This window comes from Amycolatopsis sp. H20-H5, from assembly GCF_035828755.1.
Lineage (GTDB): Bacteria > Actinomycetota > Actinomycetes > Mycobacteriales > Pseudonocardiaceae > Amycolatopsis.
The window spans coordinates 1-17,783 of sequence record NZ_JAYMZS010000075.1 but is presented as its reverse complement, the minus strand read 5'-3'; the positions used below and the strand labels follow the sequence as shown (position 1 = coordinate 17,783).

Annotated in this window: 22 protein-coding genes and 1 pseudogene; 4 read left to right on the top strand and 19 right to left on the bottom strand. The window is 64.2% G+C overall.

The annotated features are described in order from the left end of the window. Window positions 1-9 precede the first annotated feature (9 nt). Window positions 10-354, top strand: coding sequence for a hypothetical protein (locus tag QMK34_RS31680; protein ID WP_326418305.1), 345 nt, complete (start codon window positions 10-12; stop codon window positions 352-354). 267 nt (window positions 355-621) lie between these two features. Here QMK34_RS31680 and QMK34_RS31675 read toward each other — a convergent pair whose 3' ends face one another. The 6 genes and pseudogenes from QMK34_RS31675 to QMK34_RS31650 form a co-directional block, all read right to left on the bottom strand. Beyond that, on the bottom strand, window positions 622-828 hold the full coding sequence (locus QMK34_RS31675; protein WP_326418328.1) for a hypothetical protein: 207 nt from the start codon (window positions 826-828) through the stop codon (window positions 622-624). Continuing rightward, complete coding sequence (locus QMK34_RS31670) at window positions 801-914, bottom strand: hypothetical protein (protein ID WP_326418304.1); 114 nt, start codon at window positions 912-914, stop codon at window positions 801-803. The genes QMK34_RS31675 and QMK34_RS31670 overlap by 28 nt, the downstream gene beginning before the upstream one ends. Further along, complete coding sequence (locus QMK34_RS31665) at window positions 904-1,050, bottom strand: hypothetical protein (protein WP_326418303.1); 147 nt, start codon at window positions 1,048-1,050, stop codon at window positions 904-906. The genes QMK34_RS31670 and QMK34_RS31665 overlap by 11 nt, the downstream gene beginning before the upstream one ends. Window positions 1,051-1,252: 202 nt before the next feature. Beyond that, window positions 1,253-2,062, bottom strand: coding sequence for a hypothetical protein (locus QMK34_RS31660; RefSeq protein ID WP_326418302.1), 810 nt, complete (start codon window positions 2,060-2,062; stop codon window positions 1,253-1,255). Between the two features lie 247 nt (window positions 2,063-2,309). Next, window positions 2,310-2,441: pseudogene (locus QMK34_RS31655) on the bottom strand (diguanylate cyclase domain-containing protein); the annotation flags it as partial. A gap of 26 nt (window positions 2,442-2,467) precedes the next feature. Beyond that, entirely contained in the window at window positions 2,468-2,614 is a 147-nt protein-coding gene (locus tag QMK34_RS31650) for a hypothetical protein (protein WP_326418301.1), read from the bottom strand. Window positions 2,615-2,720: 106 nt separating this feature from the next. On the opposite strand from QMK34_RS31650, the gene QMK34_RS31645 reads away from it, so the two are divergent. Continuing rightward, window positions 2,721-3,221 (top strand): flavoprotein, encoded by a 501-nt coding sequence (locus QMK34_RS31645; protein WP_326418300.1) that lies wholly within the window; start codon window positions 2,721-2,723, stop codon window positions 3,219-3,221. A 130-nt stretch (window positions 3,222-3,351) separates the two neighbouring features. Here the strand turns inward: QMK34_RS31645 and QMK34_RS31640 are convergent, their stop codons facing one another. Beyond that, window positions 3,352-3,477 (bottom strand): hypothetical protein, encoded by a 126-nt coding sequence (locus tag QMK34_RS31640; protein ID WP_326418299.1) that lies wholly within the window; start codon window positions 3,475-3,477, stop codon window positions 3,352-3,354. Between the two features lie 577 nt (window positions 3,478-4,054). On the opposite strand from QMK34_RS31640, the gene QMK34_RS31635 reads away from it, so the two are divergent. Together QMK34_RS31635 and QMK34_RS31630 are read left to right on the top strand one after the other, a co-directional pair. Then, window positions 4,055-4,957, top strand: coding sequence for an SDR family NAD(P)-dependent oxidoreductase (locus QMK34_RS31635; protein ID WP_326418298.1), 903 nt, complete (start codon window positions 4,055-4,057; stop codon window positions 4,955-4,957). Between the two features lie 574 nt (window positions 4,958-5,531). Further along, window positions 5,532-6,395, top strand: a complete 864-nt coding sequence (locus QMK34_RS31630; protein WP_326418297.1) for an SCO6745 family protein — start codon at window positions 5,532-5,534, stop codon at window positions 6,393-6,395. Window positions 6,396-6,476: 81 nt separating this feature from the next. On the opposite strand, the gene QMK34_RS31625 is transcribed toward QMK34_RS31630, so the two are convergent. From QMK34_RS31625 to QMK34_RS31570, 12 genes are all read right to left on the bottom strand, one after another. Further along, window positions 6,477-7,244, bottom strand: coding sequence for a PIG-L deacetylase family protein (locus QMK34_RS31625; protein WP_326418296.1), 768 nt, complete (start codon window positions 7,242-7,244; stop codon window positions 6,477-6,479). A gap of 3 nt (window positions 7,245-7,247) precedes the next feature. Further along, window positions 7,248-8,051: a hypothetical protein gene (locus QMK34_RS31620; protein WP_442785254.1), complete on the bottom strand. Its 804-nt coding sequence runs from the start codon at window positions 8,049-8,051 to the stop codon at window positions 7,248-7,250. A gap of 237 nt (window positions 8,052-8,288) precedes the next feature. Further along, on the bottom strand, window positions 8,289-9,815 hold the full coding sequence (locus QMK34_RS31615) for a long-chain-fatty-acid--CoA ligase (RefSeq protein WP_326418295.1): 1,527 nt from the start codon (window positions 9,813-9,815) through the stop codon (window positions 8,289-8,291). Beyond that, the gene (gene hemA, locus QMK34_RS31610) at window positions 9,812-11,059 is read right to left on the bottom strand and encodes a 5-aminolevulinate synthase (RefSeq protein WP_326418294.1); all 1,248 of its coding nucleotides are present in this window, start codon (window positions 11,057-11,059) and stop codon (window positions 9,812-9,814) included. The genes QMK34_RS31615 and hemA overlap by 4 nt, the downstream gene beginning before the upstream one ends. A 42-nt stretch (window positions 11,060-11,101) precedes the next feature. Beyond that, window positions 11,102-12,682: a class I adenylate-forming enzyme family protein gene (locus QMK34_RS31605; protein WP_326418292.1), complete on the bottom strand. Its 1,581-nt coding sequence runs from the start codon at window positions 12,680-12,682 to the stop codon at window positions 11,102-11,104. Window positions 12,683-12,753: 71 nt separating this feature from the next. After that, window positions 12,754-13,581 carry a class I SAM-dependent methyltransferase gene (locus tag QMK34_RS31600; RefSeq protein ID WP_326418290.1) on the bottom strand — a complete coding sequence of 276 codons (828 nt, stop codon included), beginning with the start codon at window positions 13,579-13,581 and terminating at the stop codon, window positions 12,754-12,756. A 24-nt stretch (window positions 13,582-13,605) separates the two neighbouring features. Continuing rightward, window positions 13,606-13,845 carry a phosphopantetheine-binding protein gene (locus tag QMK34_RS31595; RefSeq protein WP_326418288.1) on the bottom strand — a complete coding sequence of 80 codons (240 nt, stop codon included), beginning with the start codon at window positions 13,843-13,845 and terminating at the stop codon, window positions 13,606-13,608. Further along, the gene (locus tag QMK34_RS31590) at window positions 13,826-14,236 is read right to left on the bottom strand and encodes a holo-ACP synthase (protein ID WP_326418286.1); all 411 of its coding nucleotides are present in this window, start codon (window positions 14,234-14,236) and stop codon (window positions 13,826-13,828) included. Before QMK34_RS31590 ends, QMK34_RS31595 begins: the two co-directional genes overlap by 20 nt. 3 nt (window positions 14,237-14,239) lie before the next feature. Then, window positions 14,240-15,085 (bottom strand): hypothetical protein, encoded by an 846-nt coding sequence (locus tag QMK34_RS31585; protein ID WP_326418284.1) that lies wholly within the window; start codon window positions 15,083-15,085, stop codon window positions 14,240-14,242. Then, window positions 15,085-15,951 (bottom strand): diiron oxygenase, encoded by an 867-nt coding sequence (locus QMK34_RS31580; protein ID WP_326418282.1) that lies wholly within the window; start codon window positions 15,949-15,951, stop codon window positions 15,085-15,087. Before QMK34_RS31580 ends, QMK34_RS31585 begins: the two co-directional genes overlap by 1 nt. 26 nt (window positions 15,952-15,977) lie before the next feature. Beyond that, on the bottom strand, window positions 15,978-17,261 hold the full coding sequence (locus QMK34_RS31575) for a cation:proton antiporter (RefSeq protein ID WP_326418280.1): 1,284 nt from the start codon (window positions 17,259-17,261) through the stop codon (window positions 15,978-15,980). After that, window positions 17,258-17,608 carry a hypothetical protein gene (locus QMK34_RS31570; RefSeq protein ID WP_326418278.1) on the bottom strand — a complete coding sequence of 117 codons (351 nt, stop codon included), beginning with the start codon at window positions 17,606-17,608 and terminating at the stop codon, window positions 17,258-17,260. The genes QMK34_RS31575 and QMK34_RS31570 overlap by 4 nt, the downstream gene beginning before the upstream one ends. Window positions 17,609-17,783 lie beyond the last annotated feature (175 nt).

The window sequence follows — 17,783 nt, the reverse complement described above, 5'->3', positions numbered from 1 at the left end:
ATTGGCCCCATGCCCGAACCCATTCTGGTCGCCATCGCCGCGGCACTGGCGGCAAAAAGCGCGACCGGCATATACGACCTGGTCAAGCGGAAGTTCGCCAAGGACCAGGCGGCCACCGCCGCCCTGGAAGCGGCCACGACGTCCCCGGACCACACGCAGCCGATCCAAGTCCTCGCCGAACGGCTGCACCAGGCCAAACCGCACGACGAGCAGTTCGCCGACGCCCTCCGGGCGGAGTGGCGGAAGCTCCCGGAATCCCGCACCACCCACGGCGGCGTCCACAACCGGATCTCCGGAAGCGTCAGCGGCAAGGTCGTGCAAGCGGGCGAAGTCCACGGCAACATCGGCCTGTGAGTCACACCCACGTACGCGGGTGTCGCGTAACCGTAACGTCGGCCCGACCGAGCGGTCGGCGAGTGCGGCATCGCTCTCCGCGATCTCGGCCCATGGACCGTCGTTCGTGGGTAGCTGCATGGCGTCACGGCGATCTCGGTCGTTGAGTGTCCGAGCAAGTGGCAGCAGAAGACCACCTGCTCTTCGAACGACAACCACAGCAAGTTGTGCAGGACCTCACGCAGAGCAAGCCCCGCGCCGAGACTGGCTACAAGTCGGATCTCATCCTCAAGGCAGAAGCTGCGGGGAGGTGCCCATGCCGTCGGTCAGACGACTGAATCGCCGCTGGAAGTAGCGCATGAGGGCATCGGGATGAGTGTCCCCGTGACGGAGGTATGACTTGTAGCCCAGCACGACGAGCGTCCGCTGGCTGTCGCCGCGACCGGTCCCTTCGAAGAAGGCGCGTGTCAGGTCGTCGACTGCCGCATCGACCAAACGGTTACCACGTCGTCGTTGTCGACCAGCCTGCGTTCGATCAAGCGCATCAAGCTGGTCTTGCCTGTGCCCCACTCACCAAACACACCGATCGTGAATGGCCCGCGAGTGTCTGGTCGCGGCGTCGGCCAGCACCTGGGCGTACGTCTCGAACCCGAGTCCATCAGCAGAACGCTGGTCCGCTTCGCCGACGGCTTGGTCGGTGATAAAACTGATCTTCATCCTGCTTCCTCGGTCTCGTCTGAAAGTTGTCGGTGACCTCTGTCTCGCTACAACCGCCGTCGGTACTGAACCGCGAGTGTGGGTGCGTGGCGGCGGCGCGGTCGGCGGCATGAGCGCGTTCGACGCCTCAGAGCTCTGGTACGTGGGCGACGATGCGTGAAGCAAACGGATGGCGGCTGTACGGATTGCGCGGTCGTCTCGATCAGCCTCGTAGGGTAAGTAGGCGACGTGGCGGGTGATAGCAATACTCGTAGCCAAGGTCACGGAAGCCCAGGCACAGCGCGAACGGCCTGTCATCGAATTCTCGTTGCAAGGAACGCCAGTTACGCGCGAGGTATTCAGTCGCCGCCCAGGTGGTATCTCCTCGGCGGCCCAGGCAAAACATCACGGTCGTGCCACGTACAGTGTCGCGTATTTTCTCGACTACGGCGAGGTCCAGTGTGTCGGACGTTACTAGTTGACCGAGGTCCGCGCCGTTGAGCACCTCAACGAACCTCATTTCGAGCGGCAGTTGGTGGTCGCCGACGTCGGGGTGCTCGTTGGAGATTCGGAGACTTACCAGATTCTCCTGCAGGTACAGTCGGCGGATGCTGTTGCGGGGAGCTGCCCCAACTACGATGAGGTTTCCGCTCAGGTCGGAGAAATGCTTGGGGTCGTCGCTCGGCGATGGGCTCACGGTGTTGCGGAATTCGTAGCGGTGGCGCCCCAAGTAAATCGCGTCGACCAGACCGCGGACCAGGTCCGGAAGACGGAAGGATGCCGAGCCGAACAGGCGTGTGATCGCCTCCGATGCACGCAGCTCATGTAAGGAGATAGAGTAACCACGTGGACGGGAGCTCGTCGCCGTGGTCCACAGGTTCGACAGGCAGACGATCAGTTGCTGGTTCATGTACAACCCGAAGAAACGGCGGAAGCGCCGTTGCGCGAGCCGGGCCAGCGCTGTAACTGCGAAGCCCAATCCGAGCCAGAAAACGATGTTCGCGATGACGTTGGTAGCAATGTCCAGCAACATTCGATCAGCATCGTCGCTGTACTGGCCTCACCTCCCGCCGGTGACCGAATCGTTAGGCAGCGCACCACAGCTCGCGCAATGCGCGCTCATCGGCAGCAGAAGCGGACTATGCTGTCAATTCCCGGCTGGCCAAGCCCAACGGTGCCGGCAACGAGCGTGTGCGGCACAGCCGTTCGCTCTGCACCGCAGTCGCTGAGCCGCTAGCGCGCTGCGGCTTCGAGCCAGAAAGGGCGTTCGCGGCAAGCCCTCAGAGGTCGGCGATGCTGACGACTTGGTTGCGGCCGTTGGTTTTCGCCCGATACATCGCGGTGTCCGCGGCGTGGATCAGCCGGTCGATCGCGTTCCCGGCATCGGGGTAGGTCGCGACGCCGATCGAGGCGGACTGCCGAAATCGGACTCTCCGCGCTACCGCGGCACTGTCTCGACCGCCGCATCGGCGACCTCGACACCCTCAACGCCGAACTCGCCGCCTGGCAACACGCCATCAACACAGAACAGCGCCAGGTCCGCTGGCAGTTCACCACCGACGACGCACGCGTCAAACCGCGCCACCTATACCCCAAACGTTAGCCGCGACAATCTACTAGCTACCGCACGGCACCCGCGGAGACGACGGACAGGCGATGACGGCAATGGCCGGCCGAGCAGGAGTACTCGCGTGAGCGAACGCGTCCTCTACCTCCTGCTCACCGACGCCGGACCCGCGAAGCACATCGACGTGATGATCAACTTCGCGCTCGACGACGGCTGGTCGGTCCGCTGCATCGCCAGCCCCGCAGCCGTCGAACACTTCCTGGACCTCGACAACCTCGAGCGTCTCACCGGCCAACCAGTTCGCACCGGACACCGCCGCCCCGGCCAACCGGACCTCCCGCCGGCCGACGCCGCGATCGTCGCACCCGGGACCTACAACACCATCAACAAGTGGGCAGCAGGCATCGCCGACACCTACGTCACAGTCTGCCTCGCCGGACTCACCGGCATGGGCGTCCGGATGGTACTGCTCCCCTTCGTCAACCAAGGCCTCGCCAACAACCGTCCCTTCCTACGCAGCATCGACGAACTTAGCGCGATGGGCGTCCGGGTCCTGCTCTGTCCCGGCGAGTCCGAACCACACCCGCCACGACAGGGCCCCAAAATCATGGACACCTACCCCTGAAGCTGGCGCTGCAAGCAGCCAGGGACTGAGCCTGCCCGTTGGGCGCGTCGATGACCTCGATCAGCGAGCCGGTGGTGTGGGTGGCGAGCCGGTAGATAGATTTCTCAGTGACGGTCAGGTCGCGGATCTGCTAGCGCAGCAGGCCTGGCGGGATCGCGCGGACCTGCTCAGGCACGGCCTGGCCGATCCGCTCGTAGCCCTCGATCGCGACCCGTCGCAGATGACAGGCGTCCTTGGCCTCCAGCGCGGTAAGCATGGCCGCTGCACTTTTGCGATGTGAGGCTGCCGAACTTCCACAATCTACCTCCGGCTGTTCCTCGCCGCTCGGCAGTTCTGCGACGGCGACTGCGGCTATCTCTTCTGGTGACAACCCCGCGCTACCTCAGCGCAGAACACGAGGACCCCGGGGCGGACATGAAAGGAGCGCCAGCAGAGTCGGGGGCTCCCTGCTGGCGCTCCGGCGCGAAACGTTGCGTCGCTCGCACTGACAAAGACGATCACGCCGGGCTCGGCGTTACCCCATGCCGTTCCCGCGGCACGGCCAGGTCGCTCCGGCAACCCGAGCAAGCGCTGTGCCTCAGCGCCCGAGCCGGGTCAGCGCCGCGGTGAAGATCTCTGGGCGGACTTCCCGTTCCTGCCGCGCGGAGTTCACGTGCAGTGGCAGCCCAAGCGTCTGACCAGTTCAGTTTGACTCCAGCCACCCACTACTCCGTGCCGTTTTCGGGCACAGCGCGTACCGCTTCCGCTGTAAACGTCGACTCGGTGCCCTGCGGTAGCCGAAGGTTTGCATCAGACCCAAGGCACCTACCTGAGTCCTCAGGAGTCCCGACGAGGTGATTGAACAGATCGACAGGCTTCAAAAATGTCGTTACAGTAGCAACAACCAACTTTCCTCCATTAAGGAAACCGCATTGTCTGAACCAACCAACGCAGGCGCGAACAAAGTTGTATTGATAACCGGAGCTGGGCGTGGAATTGGCCGCCAGATCGCAATTACCTTAGCGGAACACGGTTACCAACTCGGCCTCGTAGACAAGTTGTCGGCCGATAACTTGTCTACGGCAGAACACATCAAACGGATTGGCGGTGAGGCTTTAACAGTAACCGGAGACGTCGCGAACGCGAAGGACGTTAATCGTTGTTGTGATGCAGTGGAGAAATACTTTGGACACATTGACATACTGATCAACAACGCGGGTTACTCTGGACAGTTCGGCTGCTTCACCGAGTCCGATCCGGACGACTGGTGGGATGTCGTGACGACTAATATGCGCGGGCCCATGCTTTTTTCGCGCCGCCTGGTCCCGTCAATGCTTGACCGGGGCTACGGGTACGTGGTCAACATCAACACCCGGGTGGCAGTCCGAGACGATTCGGTAGCGACCTACAGCGCGTATGGCGTGTCTAAGGCGGCGCTGGCCCGTTTCACCACCGCCCTCGCGCACGAGACCGCCGGCCGCGGCGTCATCGTCCTCGACATCAATCCCGGAATGGTGCGCACCCTGATGACCGAGCAACGACCGGACTACCACGAACTGCCGGACAAAGCATTCTTGGCTATCACGGTATCCGCGGAGAAGGTGGCCACCCTGGTGTCTGGGCGGTATGACATGTTGCATGGGCGGTTCATCCACGCCCGCGACGACCTGGACGAAGTGGCCAAGCACGTCGCGGACGATCCGCGCGCCCGCCGCCTCGTGATCGGCATTACCGGGCCGAACGATCCGGTGGCATGACGGGCGCCCACGCCGACCGGAGCTGCGTGCTCGCGGCGCGACGTCGGGCGAGCTCGGCAGTACGCAGCCAAGGCAGTTCGCCCTGGCAGCAGTCCACCTCGAGCCGAGCACTCAGCGAGCGCCAGAAGGCCAGGGCGGCCTCCCGATCGGGCCCTTTACCCGGAAGGTCCCAACCGAGGCGCTGAATACTAGTCGTCAGCGGCATGCTCGGCTGACTTCACGCGGTGATACCACACAGGAGCACGAGCGCAGCTGCAGGACAGCCATCCGCCGTACGCATTAGCGCGGTTTTGCCCATCTCATGCGGCCCGCAGGCGACCGGTACTCGTCCACGGCCAGAACGCCTGCTCGCACCGCTGGGCGAGGCCCGACGTCGGCGACCGCCCACAGCCTTCCACGCCTGATCGTATATCTGCGACATTTGTTCACCATCGAGCCAGCACTTAAAATTGCCCTGCGTCCCGCATTATTTTCGCACGCTATCCAATAAGAATTGCCCGTGATATCACCACTTTCGAGCCGGAAAGTTATCTCACGTGAAGATTCGAAGCAATGAAAGGTGGAAATTCCGCCCATGAATTACAGGCTGATAGGCCAGGCGATGCGCCGACTCCAGATATACGCTGCCATGGTGTATTTTTCGCCGGAATACGACGAGGAACTGATGGCGGCGGGGCTAGAACCCGGCGTTATGTGCTATTTCGGGGGCAGGGCGGCGGCGATGGGCGCGGTGCCCGCCTCAGTGATCCATGCGGCGTTCTACAACTTTAATCCGGAACGAGTTCGGGAGAACATTCCGAAGGCGTGGACGCTGGCAAGCCCGGAGAAGCTGCTCGAGGCTCGCCTCATGGCGGCGGATCGGGCACTGAAAAGGTTGCTGGGTTCCGAAGTGCTTGGTTCGCCCCAGGTCGCAGAGGCCGCTGGACTTGCGCGCCGCGCCGCAATGAGCGCGGCCACCGAAGGGCGTCCGCTGGCTGCGTCTCACCAGGAGCTGGATTGGCCGGATAGCCCGCATTTAGTGCTGTGGCAAGGATTGGCCATCCTGCGTGAGCATCGCGGTGACGGGCACATCGCTGCCCTGATCAACGCCGAACTCGGCGGGTTGCAGTCAATGGTCAGTCACGCCGCGACCGGGAGCGGATTTCTGCCATCGTTCGCGCAGTCGCACCGCGGCTGGTCGGGAGAGCAGTGGAACAACGCGGCCGAGGAGCTCCGCGTGCGCGGCGTACTTGACGCCGACGGTGCGCTAACCGAGCAGGGTACCGCACTGCGTGCCGGGCTAGAGGAGGACACCGACCGGCTGGCCGCCGGGCCGTGGCGAGTACTCGGAGACGCCGGCGCGCAGCAACTGGCCGAGATCGGCGGCGAGCTTTCCACGGCATTGGTGGCGGCGGGTTGCCTTCCTGCCGAAGATGTGTTCTTCCCCGCAAAGCGCTGATTGCCTTGCCGATGCGGGGACATAGAAGAGTTCGCCGTGGCGGCACCCCCCACCGCCACGGCGAACTCTGCCGGCAACTCGTCAGTCATCGGAGGTGAACCTGATGACTTCGAAAGAAGTTGCGATCTTGCAGCCGAAGTGTGTCCCTGCACGCCGACCGAGGGACTCGAGGAACTCACCCGCGTCGAAGTCAGCCCGACCGAGGCCCTTGATATATGCCTCGTGAGCTTCCAACGAGGCCACGCCACGCGCGAAGGATTCCGTGACGTCGACGCCGTAGGCGGCCAGCGGGGAATGCGCGACCCAGACTTGCCGGACGCCACTCCACGGCGGCAAACCCTCGTCGAGCAGGTCGGTGAAGACCCACCGGTTCGCCGCATCCCGGATACCGTCAAGAATCGCCCGCCCGCTGACGATGTGGTCGGCGTGGTTGAGCGGGGTGAATCCTCTGCCCAGTTCTTCGGCATCCCAGGTGTCACGAAGGTTGTTGGTGATCACAATTTCGGGACGCCGACCCCGGATCGCCCGGGCAACGGCACGCCGCAACGGCAGCCCATACTCAAGGATGCCGTCCGGAAACCCGAGGAATTCCACGGCGTCAACACCGACGATCGCGGCGGACGCGCGCTGTTCGGCTTCCCGAATCACCTTTGCTTCATCCGGAGGTACTCCGTCGATGCCCGCCTCGCCACTGGTCAGCAAGCAATAGGATACTTGCTTGCCCTGCATGGTCCAGCGGGCAATCGCGGCGGCTGCGCCGTATTCCAGGTCGTCCGGGTGCGCGACGATCGCTAGACCGGTTTGCCAATTCTCGTTCAGCGGTTCGAGCCTGTTGAGCGGCGGGGTCACGATTCACTTCCTGTCTTCTCGTGTTTGACCAGGAATCGACCATCCGTTACGAAGCCTTCTGGACAGCTCCCACCACCGTTCGGCGTACGCTTCCGCGAGGTCTGCAAGGAGATCACGGCAATGCGGCGGAGAATTGCTGATCAAGGCGTCACATCGCTCCCGACTGGGCACATGGGAATGCAACCAGCGCAGCAGGTCACGGCCCGCCTCGGAAGATTTCAAGGCCGGGTCTTTCCGGAGGTTCCACAGGACGATCTGAGGATCGTGCGTCGGATCCGGTGTGCGATACGCCATTTCCTTTAGGCCGTTGGCGCGGTCCGAACCGACCCGCACCGGGTCTTCCCCTCTGGCCAGCCGCCTGCGGACATCCAGTACCGTCGCCGGAGAAATGCCTACCTCGCCGGCTATCTGACGCAAGGGCATCCGAGGCTGGAGCGCAATAAGTCGGGCCGCGAGCCTGCGCCGGTCTGCGCAGGCGGCCGGCCGCCGACTTTTGTCCGCGCCGATGCGCGCGTTCGACTGCGGATTTTCCGCACTTCCTCCGCGACGGAGCTTAGCTACCGTCTTGTCGGAGAGACCCGCGGAACCCGCAATGGATCGATCCGAGCGGTCCGGGAACATCGTGATCAGCGTGGCTGCCGCTGCCTTGCGCTCGGAAAGCGACAGCGGCAGCCCGTGGCACCTGTTTGCCTCGACCGACAGGAGGAAAGCAGCCTCCGGGGTTCCGTCGAAGAACCGGGCCCTGATCGTCCGTTCGCCGCGCAGATGCGCCGCCTGGCTTCGGTGGAGGCCGTCGATGACGGTCATGGATAGCCGATGAACGACGATTGGAGGTAGCAGCTCCTCAGCGAGTTCAGCAAGCGCCCTGGTGTGTTCGGCATCTTCCTCGCGAAAGCGGGGCGACCGACCGAATCTGAGCTCGCGTAGGTCGACTCGCCCGGTACTGGGCAGGTTCGGCTCCGCCGGTGTACTTTCCACTATCTGCACGCAAGCCCCCAGAAAATGGCTGTGATCAGCGCCGCTGCCCCGCCGAGCCCGCCCATGTCATGAATAGAGCCGCACCAGGAGGCGTTTCAGCACCTTGCCGCTGGGCCCAGTGGGCAGAGCGTCGGCGAATTTGACCCGGCGTGGATACTTGTAGCGCGCCAGGCGATCTCGGCTCCAAGCCACGATGTCGGCGGCCAACGCCACGTCCGTTGTGAACTCCGGCCGGGCCACGATGATCGCGCAGATCTCCTCGCCCTGCCGACTGTCCGGGATTCCGATCACGGCGACCTGCTCGACGGCAGGATGCCGCACTAGCGTTTCCTCGATCTCGCGGGGGTAGATATTATAGCCGCCGCGCAGGACGACGTCCTTCTTCCGATCGACTAGCCGCAGAGAACCGTCCGCCCCGAGGACGCCTAGATCACCCGAGCGGAACCAGCCGTCGACGAGGACAGCGGCCGTCTCCTCCGATCGGCCGAGATATCCGGACATCACGTTGTGCCCGCGGATCACGACTTCGCCCACGTCGCCCACGGGCAGCAGCTCGATGCGGTCTTCGACGTCGGCGTGGGTGATGCCGACCTCGACGCCGGCGATCGGTGTCCCGACGGTGCCCGGTCGCGTGATTGATCCCGGGTGGTTATAGGCGACACACGGGGAGGTCTCTGTCAGGCCGTATCCTTCGTACACCTCGCAGCCGAATGTCTCCGCGACCGCCTCCAGCACCGGGACTGGCAGTGCCGAACCGCCGCTATACGCCCGGCGCAGGTGAGGCGCGGGTGCGCCGTTCGAAACCGCCTCCAGTAGAGCCAGATACATCGTCGGCACGCCCATGAACACGGTGCATCCGTAGTGGATCATCTGCGCGAGTGCAATGGTCGCGGAGAACCGAGGTATGAGCACCACGGTCGCGCCGGCATGGAAAGCCACTCCCATGACGCAAGTCTGACCGAAGGTGTGGGACAGCGGAAGGCTGCAGAGCAGTACGTCATCAGGCTGAACGGCGAAGGGAGACACCGCCGTCACCTCGACGTTGGTGACGATGTTGCGGTGCGTGAGCATGGCCCCTTTAGGTCGGCCAGTAGTGCCCGAGGTGTACAGGATCGCCGCGATGTCGTCGGCTGCGCTGGGGAAGTATCCAGCGATGGGGGATGCTTGCTCGGGCGGGTCTAGCCGTACCCCGTTGCCATGTTCGACCCCGATCGTGAACAGCGTGACGTCGGCGGCAGCCGCCGCGATCGCGCCCTCGTCCATCGTCGTTTCGGTGCAGATCAGCGCGCGTGCGCCACTGTCTGCGAGCACAAATTCGATTTCATCGATCCGCAGCTGCGCGTTCATCGGCACCACGGTGGTCCCGAGTGCGAGCGAGCCGTAATAGGCGACGGGGAACTGCGGAGTATTGGCCAGCAGCAACGCGACCCGGTCACCTGGCCCGATCCCATGACGACGCATCTCGGCTGCACAGCTGCGGGCTCGCTCCCACAGCACATGGTAGGTGACCGAGGTCGATTCGAAGATCAGCGCCGGCTCGTCCGGCCGCCGCGCCGCTGTATCGGCGAGCACAGCGGCCAGTGGTCGAGTCACACCAATTCCTTCGCGGTCGACGATGATCCGCTCCGTACGGAGGCGGTCGGGATACCCAGAGCGCGCCAGATCCCGGCGAGCGCCTCGGCGAACTTCTCCACGTCTGCCGTGGTGTGGGTAGCCGACGGCGCAATCCGCAGCACCTCGTCGCCTTCGCGCACGCTGGGAGCGTTGATGGCTTGCACATAGATCTGATGCCGATCGAGCAGCAGCGCGGACGCCTGCTTGCACAATGCGTCGTCGCCGACGATCGCCGACACGATGTGCGAATCGGCGGACTTGAAGGGGATGTCGGCGTCATCGAGCAACCGGTGCAGCAGTCGGGCGTTCACGGCGAGCCGCTCCCGCTCCACCTCGGACTCACGCAGGTGCCGGACCGCGGCGAGCGCACCCGCTGCATTGGCTGGCGGCAGGGACGTCGTGAAGACAAATGCGCGAGAGGCGGTCCTGACGTAGTCGATGAGATCGGTTGGGCCGGCAATGTAGCCCCCCGCCGTCCCGAGCCCTTTGGCGAGCGTGCCCATGATGATGTCGAACCGCTCGACGATGCCCTCACGTGCAGCAACACCGGCGCCCTCCGGTCCGTACATACCGATCGCGTGCACCTCGTCGAGGAACGTGGTCGCACCGAAACGCTCCGCCAGGTCGGCGATCTCGGCGAGCGGGGCAACGTCGCCTGACATCGAGTAGATCGACTCCACGACGATCAGCTTCGGCAGTTCCGGGTCGGCCCCGGCGAGCAGCTGCGCCAGATGCTCGACGTCGTTGTGTCGGAATATCCTCTTGCTCGCGCCACTGTGCCGCAGTCCGTCGATGATCGAAGCGTGGTTCAGCTCATCCGAGAACACGACGGTAGTGTCTGGGGTTCCGGCGATCACTGTCAGAGCACCATCATTTGCGGTGTAGCCGGATGTGAACAGCAGCGCTGCATCTTTGCGGTGCCAGTCGGCGAGCTCCCGCTCCAATTCGACGTGACGGTGGTTCGTGCCGCCGATATTGCGCGACCCGCCCGACCCGGCACCGAACTTGGCCACCGCATCGTGCGCCGCGGCAAGCACGAGCGGGTGCTGGCCCATACCGAGGTAGTCGTTGCTGCACCACACGCTTACCTCGGTGTTCCCGCCGGAGACACGCGCCGTGGCGCTTGGGAAGTGTCCGGCCCGCCTGCCGATCTCGAGAAACTCTCGAGTACTTCTTTGGTCTGCGGAGATTTTGGTCGTGAAGTAGTCCAGATGTGTTGCCATGAGTTGTCCAAATCGTTGATGGGTCCGGGTTTCTGTTTACTGTTAGACGTGTGACGCGTGCTCCATTCGCAGGCGTGGTTTGTCGGGCTTCCCAGCAGCGTTCAACGGGATCTCGTCAAGAACAAGTACTTGTTCGGGGGCGTGCGCCGGCGAGAGGGTGGTGCTGAGGTGTGCGCGCACCACGTCGGAACTCACCAAAGCGCCCGCTCGCAGAGCGATCGCCGCGTAGAGGTGTTCGAGACCGTCATCGCCAAGGCAGCCGTACACGACCGCCTGTGCGATTCCCGGAATCATCAACGTCTCGCGCTCGATCACAGTGGGGTACACCTTGACGCCGTCGATCTTGACCATGTCGGCGACCCGGTCAAGCAGGTGCAGGTAGCCACGCTCGTCGCGGTAGCCGATATCACCGGTGTGATACCAACCGTCGCGGAACACCTGTGCGGTCAACGCCTCGTCGAGGTAGCCGTCCATGACGTGCGGCGACCGGACGCGCACCTCGCCGACCTTCCCGGCGCCGAGCGAGGCGCCAGTCTCGAGGTCGCTGATGCCGATTTCGACACCGGGAAACGGACGCCCCACCGTCTCCAGCAGCTCTGGTTCCTTGTGGTCCTCCGGCGCGAGGAAGCTAATCCGGGCGCTCTCGGAGGTGCCGTACTGCTGGAACAGGCTGGGGCCGAACATTTTCACGGCCTCAATGAGCCTCGCCGACGCCGCTGGGCTTCCTGCGTAGTCAAGGCGGCGCAGGCTGGTCAACCCAGCGGCCACCGGATCGTGCAGCCCCCGTTCTGCCAGGTGATCAAGCACCCGGTACAGGTGACTCGTGGCCATGAAGGTACGGGTCACCGAGTGCTCGTTCACCGCGCGAATCCAGGTGTCCGGTGCGAACTCCTCCAGCAGCACCAACCGGCCACCGTCGATCAACGCAGCATCGGCCAGCTGCCCGACCGTCTGGCTCAGAGGGGTGCCTACCAGCGCCGTGACCTGCTCAGCCTCCGGCCCGTGGTCGACGGTGCCGTATACCACGCTGTCCCAGGACCGCCGCGACTTCCGGATCCCCTTGGGCCGCCCGGTGCTACCGCTGGTGAATGCGATGGCCGCCAGGTCCTCTGGTGACCACAGCGCTGGTTCTGCGGGACCTGGATCGTCACCAGGCGTGACCTCACACGGTCCCCGCACGCCGGGGCCGATCAGGGAAATACCGGCCAGCCGCGCGAGTTCGGCCGCCCGGTCGGCAGCGTCCCGATCGGCGTACAACACCCCTGCCCCGACGGTCCGGAGAATGTCCATCTGATCATCGATCGGCAACATCGCCGTGCTCGACCCCGGATTGGTCGACCGCAGGTGCCCGACCGCGGCCCCAAGCAGATGCGTCGCATGCCGCACTCCGAGTATTTCCGGGCTGTTCGAAGCGGTCAGTACTCCGACGATCGTGCCGTGTCCCACTCCGGAGTGGGACAGCACACGGTAGATCCCGGTCACCGACCTCAGGTGTTCGCCCCCGGTGGTCCAAGAACCGCGGTAGTGCAGGACTGGCTTCTCCGGTTCCCGCGCGAGGACGGACAGCAGTTCGGCCACATAGCCGCCCGCCGACGCCCACCATTGCGTACTGGCATTCGCCATGCTGTTCCCATCCTCCGATCAGGACTTCGTCCGCCGACAGGAACAGGCTCGAGCCGGGCAGGTCGCCACTTTCAGCCGCCCACGAACTCGGCACACACCAGCCAGCTGCGCGAGGGCCCTTTGAGATCCCGCCGCTGCACCTCGTATGGCCAGTTGTCGTGCGCAGTGCTCGGCTCGCCGGGTTCCTTGACGTCGCGTGCCTTCCAGCCGACCGAGGCCAGGTACTCCTCGGGCTCGTCAGTGCCGAACAGCCACGGTGTGCCGTCCTGTTCCAGAGCGCGGCGGAAGGCACGGGAGAACGGGCTGCGCAGCAGGGCCTGGCTGACGAAGTCCACACCCAGCCAGCTGCCCCGCGCCGAAGCCGAGCCGAGGGTGCGCAACAGATTGGTCGCCTGCTCAGGAGTGAGGAAGAACATGAGGCCCTCGACGATCCACAAAGTGGGACGGCTGCGGTCGAATCCGGCCCGTTCGAGATCAGGCAGCCACACCTGACGCAAGTCGACGGCCACCTCACGGCGGGTCACACGCGGCTCTGCGCGCAACCCGTTCAGCCGGCGGCGCTTCTCCGTCAGCAACGCTGGGAAATCAACTTCATACACCGTCGCGTCGTCCGGCCAGTCCAGCCGGAACGGCCGGGTGTCCATGCCTGCGGCGACGAACACGATCTGCCGGATGTCGTCGTCCGCGAGGATCTGCCTGATGCTCTCGTCCAGGTACCGCGTACGGATCGCGATGAACGGGGCCAGTCCGCTACCCCGGTTCTTCTCCAGCAGCTCGAATCCGCGAGGTGCGGCCAGCGCGCGGGCGTGGTGATCTTCGAAGATCGCCTGGTCGCCACGTTCAGTCTCCAACGCCCGCGCCGCGGCCGTCCACTGGGCCGTATACGAGACGGCTTCCATAGGTGTCTCCCCTCCTGTTGCATGTCAGACCGCGACGAAGAATGCTTTCTCGATCGCGGCCAAGGTTTGGAAGTCCTGGATGTTGATATCGTCGAAGTCGATCTCCACGTCAGTGGCGTTCTCGATCACGTAGACCAGCTCCACAAAGGTCAGCGAGTCGACCAGACGGGTCTCGATCAGGTTCTCCTCGGCGTCGATGGTCTGCCGTTCCGGATGTCGGCTCAGGATCCAGGTGCGGACCTCGTCAATGCCTGTCGCTGCCATTTCCACTCCTGTTCTCGGGATTGCGAGCTGTGAACGCCACCGCCACGGCACAGGGGTGGTCGTGGGTAATGCTCACCGCTATGTCGTCGATGCCGGCGCGCCGGGCCAGTTCGGCGGCACGGCCGGCCAGCCGCACCACCGGCCAGCCGCCCTCGGCGGTCAGGATCTCGATGCTCCGCCAGGGCAGGGTCTGCTCGGGTGCGTGGAACAGCTTGAACACCGCCTCCTTCGCGGCCAGCCGCCCGGCGATCCCCGCGATGTCAGGACCTTCACTTCCTTGAGACAGCCGGATTTCCGCTGCGGACAGCATCCGCGCCAGCATGAGCTCATCACGCACCAGCTGATGCACGCGGTTGAACGGGACCAGGTCGATGCCGACTCGGCTGTCCACCCCTCACGCACCTCGGGCGGCGGCGGCGTCGTGCACGGCCAATAGCGCCTGCGGCGCGCTGCCGTGCACGTCCAGCAGCACAGCCAGCCACCGTTCCAGCCCGAACGCCACGCAGCTGGTGTAGGCGTAGCCGGATTCGCCGGCAAGCCGGATCCGGCAGCGTTCGCCGAAGAAGTTGCGGTGTGTGTTGACCGACGCAACAGCGAGGCCACCGACCTGGAATTCGTGTTTGACAGGGCTGAGCCGGGACAATGCCGCCCGCGCCCCGTCGTTCTCGAAGAACGGGTCAGTCGCGGCCACCAGGTTCAGGTCCAGTCCCACCGCCGCACCGAACGCGGTGATCCGCTCGGTGAACATGGTCAATGTCTGCTGGGTGTGCTGGTAGCTGCCCAGCGCCACGATCTCCCGCATCTGGAAGCTGACCAACCGACGTAGCGGGAGATAGCGCTCCTCGTTGCGGAAACACCGGTTCACCAGGGTGATCAGGGTGTCCTGGCCGAGCTCAGTGCCTTCGTAGAACAGGTAGGCGCCGAAGCAGGTGGCGTGCGGCAAGCCGAGCTGTGCCGCCCGGAGGTCGGCCGGGGTGAACCGGCCGCCCGCCGGTTCGGCTGGCCCGCCCGCCAATTCCAGCGGAGCCGCGACCAGTGCGAGGTGTGGGAAATTGATGTAGACGTCGAATTTTTCCAGGTCCGAGACTCGATACACGGGCGGCGGTAGGATCTCCCGCGCACCCTCGGCCCTGCCCCAACCTGCGAAAACCTCGTCCAGCGCACGCAGCAGGTCGGTCTGGTCCGGGTCGAGAATGGCCGGCGCGTCGATATGCTTGGCCGGTGCGGAGTTCGCGGTCATCACATGACCCCGATCTTCTTGAGGAATTTCGAGGTTTTGCGGAAGACGTTCTGCTCGAGCTCCGCCCGCGCGGGCGAGGCCAGCAGCTCCTGGCGCACGGCCAGCGGGTCGGCGAGGCCGGCGTCCTGGTAGACTTGCGGGTTGTACAGCGATTCAAAGCTGTAAGTCAGGTACCGCCGCAGATAGTCGGCGATCTCGGCCAGCTCCAGCTCGGTGGCTGTGCTCTTGACCTTGGCGAACAGCATGGTCACCAGTTCGCGACCGAACGCGATGTGCCGGGACTCGTCCTGGTGGTGGATCCGGTTGATGGCCCGGATGGTGTCGTCCAGCCGATCGTCCGCGGCCATCCGGGAGTTGAAGTGGTCGACCAATTCTTCGAAGATCAGGATGCGGCAGAAGACTAGTAGGCTCTCCACCGCCGACCGTGGAATTGCCGCGCTAGCCCCGGCTGGCTGCCGGTAGATCTTGCGCCCGTAGCGCAGACAGAACTCGGCGAAAAACCACATGTGCTCGTTCTCCTCACCGATGAAATGGTGAAAGAACTCTGACGGCGTTTCGAAACCCTTGGTGTGGATTCGCCGGGTCACCTCGATCAGCAGCTCGCGGATGCCGTGCACGTTCAGGCTGTAAAAGTTGATGCTCTCGAATTTGGAGAGCGCGTAAAGCTCCTTTTCGCTAAATTTTCCGGCGAGCAGGGTTCCGTACGTGGTGGTCAGCTCGGGACTCATCCACCACATTTCCTCCGGCAATCTATCCGGCCATTCGAACAGCTTATACGGGTTGTAGTAATCGTCGATCGACTTGTTCGTCAACCGGTTCAGGATCTCCAGGAAACGATTGTCGGCGTTGATCAGCTCGCTCACCATGTCTGGCACCACCCCTTCGAAGTCATCTATTTTCTGATGCTGTTGGTTGCCGATCCGGCGGTGACCGCCGGGTTGTCCGAGACCGGATCTTCGATCTGCTCCCGGTCCATGGCGACTAGCCAAGGGGGGTACAGCACGCGGAGCACCGGCCCCGTCATCAACGTGGTGATCAGTGCCATCAGCACCAGGAGCGAATACAGGTTCGCATCCAGTAGGCCGAACTGCAGGCCGGCGGAGAGCACAATCAGCTCGGTGAGTCCCCGCGTGTTGGCCAGCGTGGCCAGTACCGCGGACCGCCGCCAGTCGACCCCGCCCAACCTCGCGCCCGCCATCACGCCGAGCACCTTCCCGCCCACCGCGACCAGCATGATCGCCCCGAACTCGGCGAGCCCGGACCAACCCAGGTGCGACAAGTCCACCCGAGCGCCGACGACCACGAAGTAGACCGGCAGCAACAGGTATTCGGTCATCTGCCCCATCTGGCGGGCGGCAGGCTCGCGCAGTCCACCGGGGCCGGCCGGCATGATCAGGCCGAACGTGAATGCGCCGAAGATGAAATGCAGGCCAAGCCACTCGGTTGCTGCGCCACAAGCGAGCAGCCCAACCAGTGCCACCACAAACGGTTCCCAGGTCCGTCCGCGCTCGGCACGCCACCGCGCCCAGACCGCCAGCAGCGGTCTTCCGACGCCGAAAACCAAAACCAGCAAAGGAATCACCAACAGCAGCCGCCACTGTGCCCGGCCGGACGCCAGCATGATCGACACCGCGAGCATCGACCAGGCGAGCAGATCGCCGATCGCGGCGCTGGCCAATGCGATGCCTGCCATCCGAGTGCCCAGGAGATCGCGGTCCCTGATAATCCTGGCCAGGACCGGAAACGCGGTGACCGACATCGCAGTGCCCAGAAGCAGCGCGTGGCCGTTCAGCGGCGCGCCCTCCGGCCGGCGCACCACGGTCACCGCGAGCAGCACCCCAAGGCCAAACGGCACTGCGACGGAGCCGACGGTGGTGGCCAGCACGGCACCTGCCTGCTTCCGCGGGGGGTGCCGTCGAAACTCCTGGCCGATCAGGAACATGAATAGCGCGACCCCCAGATTACCGAGGGCACTGAGGACCAGGTGAATGTCACTGGGATACAACGCCCGTTCCAGTGCCGCCGGCAGCAAGGTCGGACCCAGCAGGATGCCGGCCAGGATCTCGCCGAACACCGCGGGCTGGCCCCACCAGGCGAACAGCGATCCGAACGCCTTGGCCACCATCAGTACCACGGCGAGGACAAGCAGCAGCGTGACACTCTGTGTGGCAGTCATTCGGTTTCGACAACCCTGGCAGCCAGTCGGCGCAGCTTTAGCTTCGGCTCCAGCTCCAGGTAAAGGCCGGCCACTGACTTCTCCGGCGAGGTGGGCATCGAGTTCATCGCCTCGTTGTGCCCGGCGGCGATCCCACCTTCGGTGTCGATGCCACCCTGCTCCTTGAGACGGGCAGCGACCTTATCCAGAGCCCCGCTGCCATCTTTGGTGTCATCGAGGTCTTCGACACCGGTCACGATGTGCAGGAACGATTCGTACAGATTGAGCATGTGCCGTTCCCGCCGGGTCAGTTTGTCGGCCTCGAAGAACTGGGACTGCCGGTTGTAGCTCTTGTAGAAAAACGACACCACCACGAGCAGCCGCTCGTAAGCCCGCCGGTACGCCTTGTCGAAGAAGGGTGTAGTTCGGCTGGAGTGAGGTGGACTGGTCTGTGACCTGCGGGTTTTCCGGCCCTGATCATGAGGAAGGGCTCCTTCCCGCTACGTTCTTAGGTGCTTACGCCAAGTACGTGGTCAAAGAAGG